Genomic DNA, 1,914 nt, shown 5'->3' on the forward strand with positions numbered 1-1,914 from the left:
CCCCGCGCCTGCGCCTGCTGCATCGGCACCGGCTGCGGCGGCCCCGGCGCACGATCCGACGGTTGCGCCCACGGGCCAGCTGCCGCATGCCTCGCCCTCGGTGCGCAAGTTCGCACGCGAGCTGGGCGTGGCGCTGGAAGAAGTGAAGGGCAGCGGCGCCAAGGGCCGCATCACCCAGGAAGACGTGCAGAACTTCACCCGCGCCGTCATGAGCGGCCAGGTGGTGCCCAAGGCCGCAGCCGCTGCGCGCCCGGCGGGCGGCTCGGGCGTGGGCCTGGACCTGCTGCCGTGGCCGAAGGTGGACTTCAGCAAGTTCGGCAACTTCGAGCGCAAGGAGCTCTCGCGCATCAAGAAGATCAGCGGCGCCAACCTGCACCGCAACTGGGTGATGATCCCGCACGTCACCAACAACGACGAAGCGGACATCACCGAGCTGGAAGCCTTCCGCGTCTCCACCAACAAGGAGAACGAGAAGTCCGGCATCAAGGTGACCATGCTGGCCTTCGTGATCAAGGCGGTGGTGGCGGCGCTCAAGAAGTTCCCCGAGTTCAACACCAGCCTGGACGGCGACGCCCTGGTCTACAAGCAGTACTACCACATCGGCTTCGCGGCCGACACGCCCAACGGGCTGGTGGTGCCGGTGCTCAAGGACGCCGACAAGAAGGGCATCCTGCAGATCAGCCAGGAAATGGGCGAGCTGGCCAAGAAGGCGCGCGACGGCAAGCTGGGCGCGGCCGACATGCAGGGCGGCTGCTTCTCCATCAGCTCGCTGGGCGGCATCGGCGGCACGCACTTCACGCCGATCATCAATGCGCCCGAGGTGGCGATCCTCGGCCTGTCCAAGGGCCAGATGAAGCCGGTGTGGGACGGCAAGCAGTTCGTGCCGCGCCTGACGCTGCCGCTGTCGCTGTCCTACGACCACCGCGTGATCGACGGGGCTGCGGCGGCGCGCTTCAACGCGTACCTGGGCCAGGTGCTGGCGGACTACCGCCGCATCCTGCTGTAAGCCACCGGCTTCGGGTCACAGCATGACCACGGTGGTGGCCGTCCGCAAAGGCGGCCAGGTGGCACTGATGGCGGACACGCTGGTCACGTTCGGGGACACGCGCCTGTCGCATCGCATGGAGGCCAACAGCAAGGCCTTCGTGGTGCCGGACGCGCAGGACAAGAGCGTCTTTGCAGCCGCCGGCGCGGCCGCGCACTTTCTCGTGCTGCGGCATGCGCTGGCCGCGCAGCCCCGCGAGGAGCTGCGCCTGGGCAGCAAGGACGACATCTTCCGCACGCTGACCCGGCTGCATCCGGTGCTCAAGGAAAGCTACTTCCTGCAGACCAAGGAAGACGATCACGACCCCTATGAGTCGAGCCAGTTCACGATGCTCATCGCCAATGCCAGCGGCATCTACGGCGTGTACAGCTATCGCGAGGTGTTCGAGTTCAAGGAGTTCTGGAGCATCGGCTCGGGCCGCAGCTTTGCGCTCGGCGCGATGCATGCGGCTTACGGCAAGGCGCGCAATGCGCGCGAAGTGGCCAAGGCGGGCATCGATGCCGCCTGCGAATTCGATCGCAACTCGGCCGGACCGGTCGACGTATTCACACTCAAATTGAAGGTGTAGGCAATGAGCGAACAACAAATCAAGGTGCCCGACATTGGAGACTTCGCCGAAGTGGCGGTCATCGAGGTGCTGGTGAAGGCGGGCGACAAGATCAAGGCGGAGCAGTCGCTGATCACGGTCGAATCGGACAAGGCCTCGATGGAGATTCCCTCCAGCCATGCCGGCACCGTGAAGGCGGTGGCCGTGAAGGTGGGCGACAAGGTGAGCGAAGGCTCGGTGGTTCTCACGCTGGACGTGGAAGAGGGCGCGGCCGCGCCTGCACCGGCGGCAGCGGCGCCCGCACCGGCGGCGGCAAGCCCGG

General features: G+C 66.6%; 3 protein-coding genes. All 3 read left to right on the plus strand.

Annotated features, from left to right (window positions below; translation table 11 throughout):
• The coding region (locus tag VSO01S_RS26385; protein WP_161944486.1) for a dihydrolipoyllysine-residue acetyltransferase at positions 1-1,006 on the plus strand (1,006 nt) is incomplete at its 5' end.
• Between the two features lie 22 nt (positions 1,007-1,028).
• On the plus strand, positions 1,029-1,613 hold the full coding sequence (locus VSO01S_RS26390; protein WP_068645702.1) for an Ntn hydrolase family protein: 585 nt from the start codon (positions 1,029-1,031) through the stop codon (positions 1,611-1,613).
• Positions 1,614-1,616: 3 nt separating this feature from the next.
• Positions 1,617-1,914 (plus strand): biotin/lipoyl-containing protein (locus tag VSO01S_RS26395; RefSeq protein ID WP_153305461.1); only part of this gene is annotated, 298 nt, incomplete at its 3' end.

The sequence above is a fragment of the Variovorax soli NBRC 106424 genome (assembly GCF_001591385.1).
Lineage (GTDB): Bacteria > Pseudomonadota > Gammaproteobacteria > Burkholderiales > Burkholderiaceae_C > Variovorax > Variovorax soli.